The organism is Streptomyces sp. NPDC102258, from assembly GCF_055584685.1.
In genome coordinates this window covers 129313-148045 of sequence record NZ_JBVJLO010000020.1, presented here as the reverse complement: position 1 = coordinate 148045, position 18733 = coordinate 129313, and the positions used below count along the sequence as shown (strand labels likewise).

Annotated in this window: 9 protein-coding genes and 1 pseudogene; 8 read left to right on the top strand and 2 right to left on the bottom strand. The window is 66.8% G+C overall.

The annotated features are described in order from the left end of the window. Positions 1-190 precede the first annotated feature (190 nt). The 4 genes from rplJ (at position 191) to ACZ6ZT_RS28430 (ending at position 9264) form a co-directional block, all read left to right on the top strand. On the top strand, positions 191-721 hold the full coding sequence (gene rplJ, locus ACZ6ZT_RS28445; protein ID WP_249767329.1) for a 50S ribosomal protein L10: 531 nt from the start codon (positions 191-193) through the stop codon (positions 719-721). Between the two features lie 110 nt (positions 722-831). Next, a complete protein-coding gene (gene rplL, locus ACZ6ZT_RS28440) occupies positions 832-1212 on the top strand; it encodes a 50S ribosomal protein L7/L12 (protein WP_469722878.1) in 381 nt (126 codons plus the stop codon). 572 nt (positions 1213-1784) lie between these two features. Further along, complete coding sequence (rpoB, locus tag ACZ6ZT_RS28435) at positions 1785-5267, top strand: DNA-directed RNA polymerase subunit beta (protein WP_469722877.1); 3483 nt, start codon at positions 1785-1787, stop codon at positions 5265-5267. 97 nt (positions 5268-5364) lie between these two features. Beyond that, positions 5365-9264: a DNA-directed RNA polymerase subunit beta' gene (locus ACZ6ZT_RS28430; protein ID WP_469722876.1), complete on the top strand. Its 3900-nt coding sequence runs from the start codon at positions 5365-5367 to the stop codon at positions 9262-9264. 125 nt (positions 9265-9389) lie between these two features. Here ACZ6ZT_RS28430 and ACZ6ZT_RS28425 read toward each other — a convergent pair whose 3' ends face one another. Next, complete coding sequence (locus tag ACZ6ZT_RS28425) at positions 9390-11879, bottom strand: YfhO family protein (protein ID WP_469722875.1); 2490 nt, start codon at positions 11877-11879, stop codon at positions 9390-9392. Between the two features lie 400 nt (positions 11880-12279). On the opposite strand from ACZ6ZT_RS28425, the gene rpsL reads away from it, so the two are divergent. The 4 genes from rpsL to tuf all read left to right on the top strand — a co-directional run bounded on the left by rpsL (position 12280) and on the right by tuf (position 16637). Further along, entirely contained in the window at positions 12280-12651 is a 372-nt protein-coding gene (gene rpsL / locus ACZ6ZT_RS28420; RefSeq protein ID WP_007265893.1) for a 30S ribosomal protein S12, read from the top strand. A gap of 2 nt (positions 12652-12653) precedes the next feature. Further along, positions 12654-13124, top strand: coding sequence for a 30S ribosomal protein S7 (gene rpsG, locus ACZ6ZT_RS28415; RefSeq protein ID WP_007265894.1), 471 nt, complete (start codon positions 12654-12656; stop codon positions 13122-13124). A 39-nt stretch (positions 13125-13163) separates the two neighbouring features. Next, positions 13164-15293: an elongation factor G gene (fusA, locus tag ACZ6ZT_RS28410; protein WP_469722874.1), complete on the top strand. Its 2130-nt coding sequence runs from the start codon at positions 13164-13166 to the stop codon at positions 15291-15293. Between the two features lie 150 nt (positions 15294-15443). Further along, on the top strand, positions 15444-16637 hold the full coding sequence (gene tuf, locus ACZ6ZT_RS28405) for an elongation factor Tu (protein WP_469722873.1): 1194 nt from the start codon (positions 15444-15446) through the stop codon (positions 16635-16637). A gap of 1015 nt (positions 16638-17652) precedes the next feature. On the opposite strand, the pseudogene ACZ6ZT_RS28400 reads toward tuf, so the two are convergent. Continuing rightward, positions 17653-18435, bottom strand: a pseudogene (locus ACZ6ZT_RS28400) (RHS repeat-associated core domain-containing protein); the annotation flags it as partial. Positions 18436-18733 lie beyond the last annotated feature (298 nt).

Genomic DNA, 18733 nt, shown 5'->3' with positions numbered 1-18733 from the left:
TCGTTGCCGTGCTCGAAAGAGGGCGGTGGCCGAAGGATTCGCTGCGAGCGGACGTCCTGCGCAGGTGTTCGAGGAAAGTTCCCGGAATTCATTTCGGTTGAGCCGTGCCCCGTGCGCCATGCGCCGGGGCGTTTTGCTTGTCCAGCCCCTTCTGAGCGGTCCTCATCACCCGGAAGGAGGCCGACGCTCTATGGCAAGGCCCGACAAGGCTGCTGCGGTAGCCGAGCTTGAGGACCAGTTCCGCAGCTCGAACGCCGTTGTGCTGACCGAGTACCGGGGTCTCACCGTTGCGCAGCTCAAGACGCTGCGTCGTTCGCTCGGTGAGAACGCCCAGTACGCCGTGGTGAAGAACACGCTGACCAAGATTGCGGCCAACAACGCCGGGATCACCTCGCTCGACGACCAGTTCACCGGTCCGACGGGCGCCGCCTTCATCACCGGTGACCCGGTGGAGTCGGCGAAGGGTCTTCGTGACTTCGCCAAGGAGAACCCGAACCTCATCATCAAGGGCGGTGTCCTTGACGGTAAGGCGCTGACCGCCGATGAGATCAAGCAGCTCGCGGACCTCGAGTCCCGCGAGGTTCTGCTCAGCAAGCTGGCCGGCGCGTTCAAGGGCAAGCAGTCCCAGGCTGCCTCGCTCTTCCAGGCGCTGCCGTCGAAGTTCGTCCGCACCGCGGAAGCGCTTCGCGTCAAGCTCGCCGAGCAGGGCGGTGCCGAGTAATTCGGCTCGCGCACTGATCTACGCCGCCTAGTGCGTGGGTCGTAGCGGGCCGTTACGCCCGCCTCTCAATACATCCGGCACCTGCCGAATTAGTGGAAGGATCGCCCATCATGGCGAAGCTCTCTCAGGACGACCTCCTCGCCCAGTTCGAGGAGATGACCCTCATCGAGCTCTCCGAGTTCGTGAAGGCCTTCGAGGAGAAGTTCGACGTCACCGCGGCCGCCGCCGTCGCCGCTGCCCCGGCCGGCCCGGGCGCCGTTGCCGAGGCCGTCGAGGAGAAGGACGAGTTCGACGTCATCCTCACCGGCGCCGGTGACAAGAAGATCCAGGTCATCAAGGTCGTGCGTGAGCTGACCTCCCTGGGTCTGAAGGAGGCCAAGGACCTCGTCGACGGCACCCCGAAGCCGGTTCTGGAGAAGGTCAACAAGGAGGCCGCTGACAAGGCCGCCGAGGCCCTCAAGGCCGCCGGCGCTGGCGTCGAGGTCAAGTAACACCTCTGGGGCCCTCTGAGGCCCCTTCCAAGGGCGATCACCCGTAAGGGTGGTCGCCCTTTGGCGTACCCGTAGTGCCTGACTTGCCCTGGTCCTGTTGGGGAGTAGGGTGATCATCGTTGCCCGGGAGCGGGGTCACGGGATGATCCGCTCGGAGCACGGGGCCTTGACGAACGGCCGGTGGCGCGCAATTCTCAGAGCCGTCGCCGACTCGGTCGGTCCGATCCGGGATCCGAGGCATGGATCGACTACGAAGAGGGCAGTACTGATACGCGCTCTGTATGCGAGGGCGCCGCAGCGTGGGACGCAGGGTTGGTTCGAAACAACATGGGGAAGGCCTGTTGCCGGTTTCCGGAAACCTGGTCTGGACATCAGTGAGCCGAGTGGCTACACTGACCCTTTGCGCTGCCTGTTAGCTGACCCCTGCCCGTCGCCAGGGTCATGCCCACGCTTGAACACATCTGATTGATGCCCCTGACCTGGCCTTCCGGCCGGCTGGGGGGAATCCGTCTTCTGTGTCGGCTGGGACCGGTACGCGCGTAGTGAGTCCGAGCCCTCGGAAGGACCCCCTCTTGGCCGCCTCGCGCAACGCCTCGACCAATACGAACAACGGTGCCAGCACCGCCCCGCTGCGCATCTCCTTTGCAAAGATCAAGGAGCCTCTTGAGGTTCCGAACCTCCTGGCGCTGCAGACCGAGAGCTTTGACTGGCTGCTCGGCAACGCCGCCTGGAAGTCACGCGTCGAGTCGGCGCTTGAGAGTGGACAGGACGTCCCCACCAAGTCCGGTCTGGAAGAGATCTTCGAGGAGATCTCGCCGATCGAGGACTTCTCCGGGTCGATGTCGCTGACCTTCCGCGACCACCGTTTCGAGCCGGCGAAGAACTCTGTCGACGAGTGCAAGGAGCGCGACTTCACGTACGCGGCGCCGCTCTTCGTCACTGCCGAGTTCACGAACAACGAGACCGGTGAGATCAAGTCTCAGACGGTCTTCATGGGCGACTTCCCGCTCATGACCAACAAGGGCACCTTCGTCATCAACGGCACCGAGCGCGTCGTCGTGTCGCAGCTCGTCCGTTCCCCTGGTGTCTACTTCGACTCCTCCATCGACAAGACGTCCGACAAGGACATCTTCTCCGCCAAGATCATCCCGTCCCGGGGTGCCTGGCTGGAGATGGAGGTCGACAAGCGCGACATGGTCGGTGTCCGCATCGACCGCAAGCGCAAGCAGTCCGTCACCGTCCTCCTGAAGGCTCTCGGCTGGACCACCGAGCAGATCCTGGAGGAGTTCGGCGAGTACGAGTCCATGCGCGCCACCCTGGAGAAGGACCACACCCAGGGCCAGGACGACGCGCTGCTCGACATCTACCGCAAGCTGCGTCCGGGCGAACCGCCGACCCGCGAAGCCGCTCAGACGCTGCTCGAGAACCTCTACTTCAACCCGAAGCGCTACGACCTCGCCAAGGTCGGCCGCTACAAGGTGAACAAGAAGCTCGGCGCGGACGAGCCGCTGGACGCCGGTGTGCTCACCACCGACGACATCATCGCGACGATCAAGTACCTCGTGAAGCTCCACGCGGGCGAGACCGAGACCACCGGTGAGTCGGGCCGTTCGATCGTCGTCGAGACCGACGACATCGACCACTTCGGCAACCGTCGTCTGCGCAATGTCGGCGAGCTCATCCAGAACCAGGTCCGTACGGGTCTGGCCCGTATGGAGCGCGTCGTGCGTGAGCGCATGACGACCCAGGACGTCGAGGCGATCACGCCGCAGACCCTGATCAACATCCGGCCGGTCGTCGCCTCCATCAAGGAGTTCTTCGGCACCAGCCAGCTGTCGCAGTTCATGGACCAGAACAACCCGCTGTCGGGTCTGACGCACAAGCGTCGTCTCTCGGCTCTGGGTCCCGGTGGTCTGTCCCGTGAGCGGGCCGGCTTCGAGGTCCGTGACGTGCACCCGTCGCACTACGGCCGCATGTGCCCGATCGAGACCCCCGAAGGCCCGAACATCGGTCTGATCGGCTCGCTCGCCTCCTACGGTCGCGTCAACGCGTTCGGCTTCGTGGAGACCCCGTACCGCAAGGTCGTCGAGGGCGTCGTCACCGACGACGTCGACTACCTGACCGCGGACGAGGAAGACCGCTTCGTGATCGCCCAGGCCAACGCCGGCCTGAACGACGAGATGCGCTTCACCGAGAACCGCGTGCTGGTGCGCCGTCGTGGCGGCGAGATCGACTACATCGCCGGCGACGACGTCGACTACATGGACGTCTCCCCGCGCCAGATGGTGTCCGTCGCGACCGCGATGATCCCCTTCCTGGAGCACGACGACGCCAACCGTGCCCTCATGGGCGCGAACATGATGCGCCAGGCCGTTCCGCTCATCAAGGCGGAGGCCCCGCTCGTCGGCACCGGCATGGAGTACCGCTGCGCGGTCGACGCCGGTGACTCGATCAAGGCGGAGAAGGACGGTGTCGTCCAGGAGGTCTCGGCCGACTACATCACCGTCGCCAACGACGACGGCACGTACACCACGTACCGCGTCGCCAAGTTCTCCCGCTCGAACCAGGGCACCTCGGTCAACCAGAAGGTCATCGTCAACGAGGGTGACCGGATCGTCGAGGCGCAGGTCCTGGCCGACGGTCCCGCGACCGAAGAGGGCGAAATGGCCCTCGGTAAGAACCTGCTCGTCGCGTTCATGCCGTGGGAGGGTCACAACTACGAGGACGCGATCATCCTGTCGCAGCGCCTCGTGCAGGACGACGTCCTCTCCTCGATCCACATCGAGGAGCACGAGGTCGACGCCCGTGACACCAAGCTCGGCCCCGAGGAGATCACCCGGGACATCCCGAACGTCTCCGAAGAGGTCCTCGCGGACCTCGACGAGCGCGGCATCATCCGCATCGGTGCGGACGTCGTCGCCGGCGACATCCTGGTCGGCAAGGTCACGCCCAAGGGCGAGACCGAGCTGACCCCGGAGGAGCGCCTGCTCCGCGCGATCTTCGGTGAGAAGGCCCGCGAGGTGCGTGACACCTCGCTCAAGGTCCCTCACGGTGAGATCGGCAAGGTTATCGGTGTCCGCGTCTTCGACCGCGAGGAGGGCGACGAGCTTCCTCCGGGCGTGAACCAGCTGGTCCGCGTCTACGTCGCCCAGAAGCGCAAGATCACCGACGGTGACAAGCTCGCCGGCCGCCACGGCAACAAGGGTGTCATCTCCAAGATCCTTCCGATCGAGGACATGCCCTTCCTTGAGGACGGCACGCCGGTCGACATCATCCTGAACCCGCTGGGTGTCCCGTCCCGAATGAACCCGGGACAGGTCCTGGAGATCCACCTCGGCTGGCTCGCCAGCCGCGGCTGGGACGTCTCCGGCCTGGCGGACGAGTGGGCGCAGCGCCTCCAGGCGATCGGCGCCGACCAGGTCGCCCCCGGCACCAACGTCGCCACCCCGGTGTTCGACGGTGCGCGTGAGGACGAGCTGGCCGGCCTGCTGCAGCACACCATCCCGAACCGTGACGGCGAGCGCATGGTGCTCCCGACCGGTAAGGCGCGTCTGTTCGACGGCCGCTCCGGCGAGCCGTTCCCGGACCCGATCTCGGTCGGGTACATGTACATCCTGAAGCTCCACCACCTGGTCGACGACAAGCTCCACGCGCGGTCGACCGGTCCGTACTCGATGATCACGCAGCAGCCGCTGGGTGGTAAGGCGCAGTTCGGTGGCCAGCGCTTCGGTGAGATGGAGGTGTGGGCGCTTGAGGCTTATGGCGCCGCTTACGCCCTCCAGGAGCTGCTGACCATCAAGTCCGACGACGTCACCGGCCGCGTGAAGGTCTACGAGGCCATCGTCAAGGGCGAGAACATCCCCGAGCCGGGCATTCCCGAGTCCTTCAAGGTGCTCATCAAGGAAATGCAGTCGCTCTGCCTCAACGTGGAGGTGCTGTCCTCGGACGGCATGTCCATCGAGATGCGCGACACCGACGAGGACGTCTTCCGCGCGGCGGAGGAGCTCGGTATCGACCTGTCCCGGCGTGAGCCGAGCAGCGTCGAAGAGGTCTGACGGGCCTGACGGGGGGCTCGCTCAAGAGCCCCCCGTCATCCCCGGGACCGTTCAGACCATGATTGAGACTCGACCCCGAAAGAGGGATTGACGCACAGTGCTCGACGTCAACTTCTTCGACGAGCTGCGGATCGGCCTTGCCACCGCGGACGACATCCGAACCTGGTCGCACGGCGAGGTCAAGAAGCCGGAGACCATCAACTACCGCACCCTCAAGCCCGAGAAGGACGGACTCTTCTGCGAGAAGATCTTCGGTCCGACCCGGGACTGGGAGTGCTACTGCGGCAAGTACAAGCGTGTCCGCTTCAAGGGCATCATCTGTGAGCGCTGTGGCGTCGAAGTCACGCGCGCCAAGGTGCGGCGCGAGCGGATGGGCCACATCGAGCTCGCCGCTCCCGTCACCCACATCTGGTACTTCAAGGGCGTCCCGTCGCGCCTGGGCTACCTGCTGGACCTCGCGCCGAAGGACCTCGAAAAGGTCATCTACTTCGCCGCGTACATGATCACGTTCGTGGACGACGAGCGCCGTACCCGCGACCTGCCGTCGCTGGAGGCCCACGTCTCCGTCGAGCGCCAGCAGATCGAGAACCGCCGCGACGCCGACCTGGAAGGCCGGGCCAAGAAGCTCGAGACCGACCTGGCCGAGCTTGAGGCCGAGGGTGCGAAGGCCGACGTGCGCCGCAAGGTGCGCGAGGGTGCCGAGCGCGAGATGAAGCAGCTCCGCGACCGCGCCCAGCGCGAGATCGACCGCCTCGACGAGGTGTGGAACCGCTTCAAGAACCTCAAGGTCCAGGACCTGGAGGGTGACGAGCTGCTCTACCGCGAGCTGCGTGACCGCTTCGGCACGTACTTCGACGGTTCGATGGGTGCCGCGGCGCTGCAGAAGCGCCTGGAGTCCTTCGACCTGGAGGAGGAGGCCGAGCGCCTCCGCGAGATCATCCGTACCGGCAAGGGCCAGAAGAAGACCCGTGCGCTCAAGCGCCTCAAGGTCGTCTCCGCGTTCCTGCAGACCAGCAACAGCCCCAAGGGCATGGTGCTGGACTGCGTGCCGGTGATCCCGCCGGACCTGCGTCCGATGGTGCAGCTGGACGGTGGCCGCTTCGCGACCTCCGACCTGAACGACCTGTACCGCCGCGTGATCAACCGCAACAACCGCCTGAAGCGCCTTCTCGACCTCGGTGCGCCCGAGATCATCGTGAACAACGAGAAGCGCATGCTCCAGGAGGCCGTCGACGCCCTCTTCGACAACGGTCGTCGTGGTCGTCCGGTGACCGGTCCCGGCAACCGCCCGCTGAAGTCCCTGAGCGACATGCTCAAGGGCAAGCAGGGCCGTTTCCGTCAGAACCTCCTCGGCAAGCGCGTGGACTACTCCGCGCGTTCCGTGATCGTCGTCGGTCCGCAGCTGAAGCTGCACCAGTGTGGTCTGCCCAAGGCCATGGCGCTGGAGCTCTTCAAGCCGTTCGTGATGAAGCGCCTGGTCGACCTGAACCACGCGCAGAACATCAAGTCGGCGAAGCGCATGGTCGAGCGCGGCCGCACGGTCGTGTACGACGTGCTCGAAGAGGTCATCGCCGAGCACCCGGTGCTGCTGAACCGTGCGCCCACGCTGCACCGTCTCGGCATCCAGGCCTTCGAGCCCCAGCTGGTCGAAGGCAAGGCCATCCAGATCCACCCGCTCGTCTGCACCGCGTTCAACGCGGACTTCGACGGTGACCAGATGGCCGTGCACCTGCCGCTCTCCGCGGAGGCGCAGGCCGAGGCCCGCATCCTGATGCTGTCCTCGAACAACATCCTCAAGCCGGCCGACGGCCGTCCGGTCACGATGCCGACCCAGGACATGGTCCTCGGTCTGTTCTTCCTGACCACCGACGGTGAGCTCCGTGACGTCAAGGGCGAGGGCCGCGCATTCGGCTCCACCGCCGAGGCGATCATGGCGTTCGACGCCGGTGAGCTCGCGCTGCAGTCGCAGGTCGACATCCGCTTCCCGGTGGGCACCATCCCGCCGCGCGGCTGGGTGGCGCCGGTGGCCGAAGAGGGCGAGCAGGAGTTCCAGCCGGGCGACAGCTTCCGGCTGAACACGACCCTGGGCCGCGCGCTCTTCAACGAGCTGCTGCCCGAGGACTACCCGTTCGTCGACTACTCGGTGGGCAAGAAGCAGCTCTCCGAGATCGTCAATGACCTGGCGGAGCGCTACCCCAAGGTCATCGTGGCGGCGACGCTCGACAACCTGAAGGCGGCCGGCTTCCACTGGGCGACCCGTTCGGGCGTCACCGTGGCCATCTCCGACGTCGTGGTTCCCGAGGCGAAGAAGGCAATCGTCGCGGGCTACGAGGCCAAGGACGAGAAGGTCCAGAAGCAGTACGAGCGCGGTCTGATCACCAAGGAAGAGCGCACGCAGGAGCTCATCCAGATCTGGACGCAGGCGACCAACGAGGTCGCCGAGGCGATGAACGCGAACTTCCCCAAGACGAACCCCATCTTCATGATGGTTGACTCGGGTGCCCGAGGAAACATGATGCAGATGCGACAGATCGCCGGTATGCGTGGTCTGGTGTCGAACGCGAAGAACGAGACCATCCCGCGTCCGATCAAGGCGTCCTTCCGTGAGGGCCTCACCGTTCTGGAGTACTTCATCTCCACGCACGGTGCCCGTAAGGGTCTGGCGGACACCGCCCTGCGTACCGCCGACTCGGGTTACCTCACCCGTCGTCTGGTGGACGTCTCGCAGGACGTCATCATCCGCGAGGAGGACTGCGGCACCGAGCGCGGCCTCAAGCTCAAGATCGGTGTCAAGGACGAGGCGGGTGTCCTCCGCAAGGCGGACGACGTCGAGACCTCCGTGTACGCCCGCATGCTGGCCGAGGACGTCGTCATCGACGGCAAGGTCATCGCGCCGGCGAACGTGGACCTCGGCGACGTGCTCATCGACGCCCTCATCGCGAACGGCGTCGAGGAGGTCAAGACCCGCTCGGTCCTGACCTGCGAGTCCGCGGTCGGCACCTGTGCCTTCTGCTACGGCCGCTCGCTGGCCACCGGCAAGCTGGTCGACATCGGTGAGGCGGTCGGCATCATCGCCGCCCAGTCCATCGGTGAGCCCGGTACCCAGCTGACGATGCGTACCTTCCACACCGGTGGTGTGGCCGGTGACGACATCACGCAGGGTCTGCCGCGTGTCGTCGAGCTCTTCGAGGCCCGTACCCCGAAGGGTGTCGCCCCGATCTCCGAGGCCGCCGGCCGCGTGCGGATCGAGGAGACCGAGAAGACGAAGAAGATCGTCATCACGCCCGACGACGGCAGCGAGGAGACGGCCTTCCCGATCTCCAAGCGCGCCAAGGTCATCGTGCACGAGGGCGACCACGTCGAGGTGGGCCAGAAGCTCACCATGGGTGCCACCAACCCGCACGACGTGCTGCGCATCCTCGGCCAGCGTGCCGTCCAGGTCCACCTGGTCGGCGAAGTCCAGAAGGTCTACAACTCGCAGGGCGTGTCGATCCACGACAAGCACATCGAGATCATCATCCGGCAGATGCTGCGCCGCGTGACGATCATCGAGTCCGGCGACGCGGAGCTCCTGCCGGGCGAGCTCGTCGAGCGCTCGAAGTTCGAGACCGAGAACCGTCGTGTGGTCACCGAGGGCGGTCACCCCGCCTCCGGCCGTCCGCAGCTGATGGGTATCACCAAGGCCTCGCTGGCGACGGAATCCTGGCTGTCGGCCGCCTCCTTCCAGGAGACGACCCGAGTCCTGACGGATGCGGCGATCAACGCCAAGTCCGACAGCCTCATCGGCCTCAAGGAGAACGTCATCATCGGTAAGCTCATCCCGGCCGGTACGGGTCTGTCCCGCTACCGCAACATCCGGGTCGAGCCCACCGAGGAAGCGAAGGCCGCGATGTACTCGGCCGTCGGCTACGACGACATCGACTACTCCCCCTTCGGCACCGGCTCCGGCCAGGCTGTCCCGCTGGAGGACTACGACTACGGCCCGTACAACGGCTGATAGCCCGTAAGAGGAAGCCCCCCGCAGCTCCGAGAGGAGCGGCGGGGGGCTTCTTCGTGTTCCGGTGCCGGGGCGTGCCCGGCGGGCCGTCCCGGGGCCCTGGGAGGGCCCCGGGAGGGGGCGGCTCAGGCCCCGCGGCGCCGGCGGCGGAGGCGGGGGGCCAGGGGGACCGCGGCGAGGGTCAGGAGGGCCAGAGCGGCGGCTGTGAGGCCGGGGGGGAGGCCCTTGGGGGTGAAGGTGCAGGACAGGTGGGTTCGGGCCGGGGTGAGGGGGATGGCGAGGAGGCCGTGGAAGGGGTGGAGCGGGGCGTCGCACTGCCAGCCGGGGATGGCCGTCGTCGCGAGGACGGCGGTGCCGGTGGCGCCCTTCGGGAGGGTGGCCTCGATGGTGTGGCCGTCCGCCGTGACCTTCGTGGCGCCGGTGGCGGTGAGGCGGGCGATCGCCGCGTCCAGGGCGGGCCGGTCCAGGCAGCCGATGGGGTGGGCGCCGGCGGTGGCGTTCTTGGTGTGGGTGTCCACGGTGACCTCCAGGCGGCCCGACGCGGGGACCGGGCCCAGGGGCAGCACGCCGCTCATGCGGTCCTCCAGCGGCCGGTGCGTGTCGCCGGTGCGCAGGGTGCCGTAGAGCTCGGGGGAGAACCAGTAGGCCGCGGAGCCGGGGGTGCACTGGGCGGCGTACGTCTGCGCCGTGGCGGTGCCGCCGCGGGTGACTTCGGGGACCTGGTAGACCGTGGCGCCGAGGACCGTCTCCTGGCGGGCGTAGACGCTGTCCGCCGGGTGCGGGGAGACGTACGGGGTGGCGGGGCGGACCGTGACCAGCGGCGGCGCCGGGAACGTGGAGCCCGTCCAGGTGTGCGGGGCGGCGCCGGGGCGCACCCGGGCGCCGATCGAGAAGATCGCGTCGAGCACCGGGTTGTCGGCGCCGAAGAAGGTCCGGCCGTCGTTCTTGAAGCCGTAGCCCAGCGGCTCCAGGGCCTGGTACGTGGCCTCCGGGAGGTAGCTGCTGTAGTACTGCGGGCCGTCGGCGCGCAGGGCCAGGGCGTCGTTGTACGAGGTCTGCGGCGCGCCCGAGTCCGTCCGGTAGGCGGGCCAGCCGTCCACCCGCCGGACGGCCTCGAAGTGGCGGGAGATCGACTGGCTGGAGGTGACGGCCGGCTGCGCCCAGCGCTCGCGGGCCCGGCGGGCGTCGGCGTTGGCCGCCGCGGCGGTGGACTCGGCGAAGACGACGCCGACCATCAGGACGGCGGCGACCGGCACGAGGAAGCGGCGCCCCCGCCCCAGCGCGAGCAGGGTCAGGGCGAGCAGGGACAGCGCCCCGCCGCCGAGCACGGCCGGCCAGGTCCAGCCGCCGAAGTCGTCGGTCCGGCTCAGCACCAGGGTGGCCGCGACCAGCAGGCCGGCGGAGAGCGCCAGGTGCGCCGGGCGCGGCCGGTTCGCCAGCGCCAGCCAGGCCACGATGACCACCATGGCGCTGAAGACGAAGGCCTCGCGGTACGGATTGCCGTTCGGGACGGCCAGCCCGTGCCACACGAACTGGGTCGGCGGGAACTGGAAGGACGCGGCGACGAGCACGATCGCGGCCGCCCACACCAGCCGGGTCTTGCGCGCGATGGCGGTGTTGAAGAGGAAGCTGCCGGCCAGGATCAGCCCCAGCGAGGCCACGTACAGGCGCGGCCGGCCGCCCCACAGGTGGGTGGCCGGGAGCATCCCGGTCAGGAACACCTCGATCCGCACCGGGTCGAAGGCGGCGGCCTTAGTGGGCTGCGCCGCCCCGCTGGACAGGAACGACGGCAGCAGCAGCGGCAGGGTGAGCATGATGCCCACCACCGCCGCGGAGGCGGCCCGCCCCACCGCGCGCAGCCGCTGGGCGCCGGTCAGGTCCAGGGTGATCAGCCGGACGGCGAGCAGGACGCAGGCGGCCATCGTCGCCATCATCGCGGTGTAGAAGTTCCCGAACCAGGCGAGGGCGACGAACAGCGCCACCCCCGGCCAGCGCCGCTGCTCCAGGCACCATTCGACGGCGATGCCGAGCAGCGGGAGCGCGGCCAGGCCCCACAGCCACATCGGGATGTACGAGGCGTCGCTGAGGGCCCAGCCGCACAGTCCGTACGTCGCCCCGAGCACGCCCCGCTGCCACCAGGGGCCGGGCTTCAGCTTGCCGAGGTAGACCGTCATGAGGGCGGCGGCGGTGCCCATGGTGACCGGGGTGACCACGAAGACCGCCAGGTCCACGTGCTGGCGCGGGACCAGTACGGCCAGCCAGGAGAACGGGTTGCCGAGGTAGGTGTAGTAGTCGGACAGGAACTGCTGTCCGAAGCCGCCGCGCCAGCTGAACAGCAGGTCGCCGGCGGCCTGGCCGTGCACCAGGTCCCACAGGGCCCGGTGGAAGGGCACGTACTGGTTGGCCTGGTCGTTGACGGCCCGGCCGGTGTGCCCGAAGGGGAAGGCGCCGCGGGCGGCCCAGGCCGCGCAGAAGGCGCCCGAGGTGACGAGGAAGGCGAGCAGGGGTCCGTACAGGCGGGTCAGACGGCCTGCGCGGGGCCGTGACCCGGGGGCCCGGCCGCCGCCGGGGGGCGGAGTGTCCGCCGTCGTCGGCTCCGAGGTGACCGTCCCCAATGTCCTGCTCCTGGCGCTTGTACGTATCTGGACTGACTCGCTGGGATTCGCTGGCAGTCTAGTTCGCCCGCACTACCACGCCGGTGCGCGGACCGCACGGCCACCCCGGCCGGACGGGCCCGCGGCCGTGCGGCGCCTGACCTCCGGGGCCGTCGGGGGAGGGGCGGCGGGGCTTATGTTTTGACCGGAGTGGATGCGGTGGGTACGCTCAGACCTTGTGCCTGGGGTGTGCCTGGGCTCCCGTGCGTGTCCATCAACCGCACGCGAGCCGTATCGGCCACCGCGATCCATGCGTTTCCGTGCTTGCGCGGAGGTCCGCCGGATCCGACACACCCGACCGCGTGGGTCGGCAAAGTTCCAGGTTAGCTTCACTACACGGCACACAGAAACCGGAGAAGTAGTGCCTACGATCCAGCAGCTGGTCCGTAAGGGCCGGCAGGACAAGGTCGAGAAGACAAAGACTCCCGCGCTTGAGGCTTCGCCCCAGCGTCGTGGCGTCTGCACGCGTGTGTTCACGACCACCCCGAAGAAGCCGAACTCGGCGCTCCGTAAGGTCGCGCGTGTGCGTCTGACCTCCGGCATCGAGGTCACCGCTTACATTCCGGGTGAGGGACACAACCTGCAGGAGCACTCGATCGTGCTCGTGCGTGGTGGCCGTGTGAAGGACCTGCCGGGTGTTCGTTACAAGATCATCCGCGGTGCGCTTGACACCCAGGCTGTCAAGAACCGCAAGCAGGCCCGCAGCCGCTACGGCGCCAAGAAGGAGAAGTAAGAATGCCTCGTAAGGGCCCCGCCCCGAAGCGCCCGGTCATCATCGACCCGGTCTACGCATCTCCTCTGGTGACGTCGCTCATCAACAAGATCCTGCTCAACGGCAAGCGCTCCACCGCCGAGCGCATCGTCTACGGCGCCATGGAAGGCCTCCGCGAGAAGACCGGCAACGACCCGGTCATCACGCTGAAGCGCGCGCTGGAGAACGTCAAGCCGTCGCTCGAGGTCAAGTCCCGCCGTGTCGGTGGCGCGACCTACCAGGTGCCGGTCGAGGTCAAGCCGGGTCGCCAGTCGACCCTGGCGCTCCGCTGGCTCGTGGGTTACTCCCGCGCCCGTCGCGAGAAGACCATGACCGAGCGCCTCATGAACGAGCTCCTCGACGCCTCGAACGGCCTCGGTGCGGCCGTCAAGAAGCGTGAGGACACGCACAAGATGGCCGAGTCCAACAAGGCCTTCGCGCACTACCGCTGGTAGTCCCACCCCACATCGAGACCGAGAGAAGACCGAAGCCTTATGGCTACCACTTCGCTTGACCTGGCCAAGGTCCGCAACATCGGGATCATGGCCCACATCGACGCGGGCAAGACGACCACCACCGAGCGCATCCTGTTCTACACCGGTGTGTCGTACAAGATCGGTGAAGTCCACGACGGCGCTGCCACGATGGACTGGATGGAGCAGGAGCAGGAGCGCGGCATCACGATCACGTCTGCCGCGACGACCTGCCACTGGCCGCTCGAAGACGTCGACCACACCATCAACATCATCGACACCCCCGGTCACGTCGACTTCACCGTCGAGGTGGAGCGTTCGCTCCGCGTCCTCGACGGCGCCGTCACCGTGTTCGACGGTGTCGCCGGTGTTGAGCCGCAGTCCGAGACTGTCTGGCGACAGGCGGACCGCTACGGCGTCCCGCGCATCTGCTTCGTCAACAAGCTCGACCGCACCGGTGCCGAGTTCCACCGCTGCGTCGACATGATCGAGTCCCGCCTCGGCGCGGTCCCGATCGTCATGCAGCTGCCGATCGGCGCCGAGGCCGACTTCCAGGGTGTCGTCGACCTCGTCACCATGAAGGCGTTCGTCTGGTCCGCCGAGGCGACCAAGGGTGAGATGTACGACATCGTCGACATCCCGGCCACGCACACCGAGCTCGCCGAGGAGTACCGGGCGAAGCTGGTGGAGCAGGTCGCCGAGAACGACGACCAGCTCATGGAGCTGTTCCTGGAGGGCGTCGAGCCCACCGTCGAGCAGCTGCACGCCGCCGTGCGTCGCATCATCATCGGTTCCGGCAAGGGCACGGGCGCCACGATCACCGCGGTGTTCTGTGGCACGGCGTTCAAGAACAAGGGCGTCCAGCCCCTGCTCGACGCCGTCGTCCGCTACCTGCCGTCGCCCCTGGACATCGAGGCCATCGAGGGCCACGACGTCAAGGACGCGGAGCTGGTCGTGAAGCGCAAGCCGTCCGACGAGGAGCCCCTCGCGGCGCTGGCGTTCAAGATCATGAGCGACCCGCACCTCGGCAAGCTCACCTTCGTCCGGGTTTACTCGGGCCGCCTGGAGGCCGGCACCTCGGTGCTGAACTCCGTCAAGGGCAAGAAGGAGCGCATCGGCAAGATCTACCGCATGCACGCGAACAAGCGTGAGGAGATCGACGCGGTGGGCGCCGGCGACATCGTCGCCGTCATGGGCCTGAAGCAGACCACCACCGGTGAGACGCTGTGTGACGACAAGGCACCCGTGATCCTGGAGTCCATGGACTTCCCGGCTCCGGTCATCCAGGTCGCCATCGAGCCCAAGTCCAAGGGTGACCAGGAGAAGCTGGGTGTCGCCATCCAGCGTCTCGCGGAGGAGGACCCCTCCTTCCACGTTCACTCGGACGAGGAGACGGGCCAGACCATCCTCGGCGGTATGGGCGAGCTGCACCTCGAGGTGCTGGTCGACCGTATGAAGCGCGAGTTCAAGGTCGAGGCCAACGTCGGCAAGCCGCAGGTCGCGTACCGCGAGACCATCCGCGGCACCGTGGAGCGTCACGACTACACCCACAAGAAGCAGACCGGTGGTACCGGTCAGTTCGCCAAGGTGCAGATCGCGATCGAGCCCATCACCGAGGCCGACGGTCCGGCGTACGAGTTCGTGAACAAGGTCACCGGTGGCCGCGTGCCGAAGGAGTACATCCCTTCGGTCGACGCCGGTGCGCAGGAGGCCATGCAGTTCGGCATCCTCGCCGGCTACGAGATGACGGGCGTCCGCGTCACGCTTCTCGACGGTGGCTACCACGAGGTCGACTCCTCCGAGCTCGCCTTCAAGATCGCCGGTTCGCAGGCCTTCAAGGAGGCCGCGCGCAAGGCGTCCCCCGTGCTCATGGAGCCGATGATGGCCGTCGAGGTCACCACGCCCGAGGACTACATGGGTGACGTCATCGGTGACATCAACTCCCGCCGTGGCCAGATCCAGGCCATGGAGGAGCGCCACGGCGCTCGCGTCGTGAAGGGCCTCGTGCCGCTTTCGGAGATGTTCGGCTACGTCGGAGACCTCCGCAGCAAGACCTCGGGTCGCGCCAGCTACTCGATGCAGTTCGACTCCTACGCCGAGGTTCCCCGGAACGTCGCTGAGGAGATCATCGCGAAGGCCAAGGGCGAGTAACTCTTCCGAGTACACGCTTTAGGCTTGCCACCGGAGCCTCAGGGGCAACAGGAGCAACCCTCCCGTTGCCCCGGGGGAACCGGCTATCCAGCAAAGATCACCTGGCGCCGATGATTCAAGGCGTACAGAACCACTCTCAGGAGGACCCCCGTGGCGAAGGCGAAGTTCGAGCGGACTAAGCCGCACGTCAACATCGGCACCATCGGTCACATTGACCACGGTAAGACGACCCTCACGGCCGCCATTACCAAGGTGCTGCACGACAAGTACCCGGACCTGAACGCGGCTTCGGCCTTCGATCAGATCGACAAGGCTCCTGAGGAGCGCCAGCGCGGTATCACCATCTCCATCGCGCACGTCGAGTACCAGACCGAGGCGCGTCACTACGCCCACGTCGACTGCCCGGGTCACGCGGACTACATCAAGAACATGATCACCGGTGCCGCGCAGATGGACGGTGCCATCCTCGTGGTCGCCGCCACCGACGGCCCGATGCCGCAGACCAAGGAGCACGTGCTCCTGGCCCGCCAGGTCGGCGTTCCGTACATCGTCGTCGCCCTGAACAAGGCCGACATGGTGGACGACGAGGAGATCCTGGAGCTCGTCGAGCTCGAGGTGCGTGAGCTCCTCTCCGAGTACGACTTCCCGGGCGACGACCTGCCGGTCGTCCAGGTCTCCGCGCTGAAGGCGCTTGAGGGCGACAAGGAGTGGGGTGACAAGCTCCTCGGCCTGATGGACGCCGTGGACGCCGCGATCCCGACCCCGCCGCGTGACACCGACAAGCCGTTCCTGATGCCCGTCGAGGACGTCTTCACGATCACCGGTCGTGGCACCGTCGTCACCGGCCGCATCGAGCGTGGTGTCCTCAAGGTCAACGAGACCGTCGACATCATCGGCATCAAGACCGAGAAGACCACCACCACGGTCACCGGCATCGAGATGTTCCGCAAGCTGCTCGACGAGGGCCAGGCCGGCGAGAACGTCGGTCTGCTCCTCCGTGGCATCAAGCGCGAGGACGTCGAGCGCGGCCAGGTCATCATCAAGCCCGGTTCGGTTACGCCGCACACCGAGTTCGAGGCCGCCGCGTACATCCTGTCGAAGGACGAGGGTGGCCGTCACACCCCGTTCTTCAACAACTACCGCCCGCAGTTCTACTTCCGTACCACGGACGTAACGGGCGTCGTGACCCTGCCTGAGGGCACCGAGATGGTCATGCCCGGTGACAACACCGACATGACGGTCTCCCTCATCCAGCCGGTCGCGATGGAAGAGGGCCTGAAGTTCGCCATCCGCGAGGGTGGTCGTACCGTGGGCGCCGGCCAGGTCACCAAGATCACGAAGTAATTTCGTGCTCTGACCTGGTAGCCCGCGCGAGCGGGCACCATGTTCGGCAGAAGGGCCCCTTCCCCACCGCTCCGGCGGCGGGGGAGGGGCCCTTTGTCGTTGCCGCCTACGCGGCGTTGGCGCGGCACTCGCCGCAGAGCCCGCGTTCGGGGGCGGAACGCCAGTCGGCAGGCGTCGTCGGCGCAGGTCTGGAACGGTCCGGCTGCACTTAGGCAGACGCGCGGGACACGGGCACCAGCGTGAACCGGTCGGCAGCGACGGGATGTGCGTCGCGAGCCCGATCGCCACGAGCGACATCTCGGGGTACTGGGCAAGGTGGTTGGTATCCCCCGCTATGCGTACTTCGCACAGGCGGCATCAGCGATCCCGAGGAATCTCCCTCAGGAACTGCTCTATGTCGTCATCGAGGTAGCGAGAGATGTCCCAGAGCGAAGTCAAAACTTGCTGCATTCAGGCTGGCGACGGGCGGCGCCGCAGACTGTGCACCGCTTTACCAGGCTGGTGACATCAGCGGGAGGCTCCTCCCAGCGTTGCCCGTCGAGTACCTCCAGTGTGGCGTTGGGACTGCTTTGACCGCTCATCGAGGGAGGAGGCATTTCCGGAAGCTGTCGAGGGCGGCTTGACAGTCGTTTGCCAGTCCGGCGTAGGGCAGGGTGCCGAGATAGTTACGTGTCAGTTCTTCCGCTGCTGAAACCGCTCGACTCACCCTGACCCAGTCGGGGCGTTTGCGTCTCCTGCGGCGGAGTCGTTCTCCGCGGTGAGGATGTCGTCGGGAGTGATCTGGGACGCTCCCGAGCCAACGAATGTCAGTTTGGCCGTATGTGCTTGTTCCAGCGTTTCAATCTCTCTTCCGTACCACAGAATCCGTTCCAAGCGGACGTTAACCAGCGGGGAAGTGGTGGAGCGGAACATCGTTCCACGGTGTGCCTCGCCGCCGATGTTTCGAACCGCGCAAACAGCCTCAAGTTCGGAGGTTGCCTCCACCGACGCCACCTGGAGTCGTGCCGGCGTACCTTCAGCCATGCTTGTAGGCCTCTCTGATGAATCGCTTGACTTGTTCGGCGTTCAGTTTTGGTACTTCGCTTTCCAGCAGAGTATTTATGTCTTCCAACCTGACGATTCGCGGAACATGTATGCCCATGTCGGAAAGGATGTCTCGTGCCACGGATGATGGGATCTGGACGGCCGATCTTCCCGTTACCCCCGCAGGAGTCAGTCCTACTGGCACTTCCAGCTCGCGAGGGATATAGCCATCATATATTTCGACCCCTTCCAAGGCTCGTCGGGGCACCAGTTGCACTATGGCTCTGCCCCCGTCGAATTGTTCTGAATGAGTGGCGAAAACCGTTGCCACACCGGGGTCGCTTGACATCGGAGTAACACCAGCCCGCTGCATCCCGGGGCTGCCCGCGAATCCGGCGGTCGTTCCCCGGAACAGGTGGTCGTCCTCCGGGCAGCCGTCCGGGGCCAGGCCCAGGGGGTCGGACCAGGTGTGGGGGTTGTGGACATACGTGGACGGGTTGGGGGCGGGGGAGAGGCCCAGGGGGTCCGGGGTGAGGTAGCGGGCGGTCTCGGGGTCGTAGGTGCGGAAGAGGTTGTGGTGGAGGCCCGACTCGGGGTCGTAGTACTGGCCCGGGAAGCGGAGTGGGGTATAGGCCGTCGCTTCGCGGTTCCACGTGGTGGTGCCCCAGAGGGTGGTGCTGGTGCGCCAGGCCGGGGTGCCGTCCTCGGTGAGGAGCTCGGTCGGGGTGCCGATCAGGTCGGTCACGATGGCGAAGAAGCGGTCGTCCACCGTGTCGTCGTCGATGTGCTCGGACTGGGTGAGCGGGTGAAGGCCCTGGAGGGTCCAGGTAAGGGTGACCGGGCCGGTGGTCTGCTCGCAGAGAGTGGTGCCGTCCCAGGTGAAAGTGATCTCTTCCGCGACCGTGCCGGCCGGTGACACGCGTCGTTTCGCCGTACGGCGGCCCAAGGGGTCGTACGTGTACTGCCAGCGCGTGCCGTCCGGGGTGATGACCGCCGACAGCTGGTCCTCCGCGTTCCACTCGTACCGCCAGGTCTCCGGCTTGCGGGACAGGCGCGTCTTGCGGCGCAGGGTT

Coding starts and splice junctions, on each gene's coding strand:
- fusA (WP_469722874.1), top strand. CDS start 13,164: ATGGCTACCACTTCGCTTGACCTGGCCAAGGTCCGCAACATCGGGATC.
- rplL (WP_469722878.1), top strand. CDS start 832: ATGGCGAAGCTCTCTCAGGACGACCTCCTCGCCCAGTTCGAGGAGATG.
- rplJ (WP_249767329.1), top strand. CDS start 191: ATGGCAAGGCCCGACAAGGCTGCTGCGGTAGCCGAGCTTGAGGACCAG.
- rpsG (WP_007265894.1), top strand. CDS start 12,654: ATGCCTCGTAAGGGCCCCGCCCCGAAGCGCCCGGTCATCATCGACCCG.